The sequence below is a fragment of the Halalkalibacter flavus genome (assembly GCF_036663575.1).
Classification (GTDB): Bacteria; Bacillota; Bacilli; order Bacillales; family Bacillaceae_D; genus Halalkalibacter; species Halalkalibacter flavus.
The window spans coordinates 1-255 of the sequence record NZ_JAWRVK010000312.1; the positions used below are offsets into that span (position 1 = coordinate 1).

Below are 255 nucleotides of genomic sequence, written 5' to 3' on the forward strand. Positions count from 1 at the left end.
ACCATCGGCGCAAAAGAGCTTAACGACCGTGTTCGGCATGGGAACGGGTGTGACCTCTTCGCTATCGCCACCAGACTCTATATTGAACATCGGATTCCTTTTAAAGGTATCTTAGTTCACTTTTTGAGACGATTCTCTCAAAACTAGATAATGCGTGATAGAAACATTTCAAGAATCAAATATTGGATAAGTCCTCGACCGATTAGTATCTGTCAGCTCCACGTGTCGCCACGCTTCCACACCAGACCTATCAAC

The 255-nt window shown here is 44.7% G+C and carries 1 rRNA gene; it reads right to left on the minus strand.

From position 1 onward, the window contains the following. A 5S ribosomal RNA gene (gene rrf / locus SAY88_RS25310) occupies positions 1-75 on the minus strand; the annotation flags it as partial. Between the last annotated feature and the right edge of the window lie 180 nt (positions 76-255).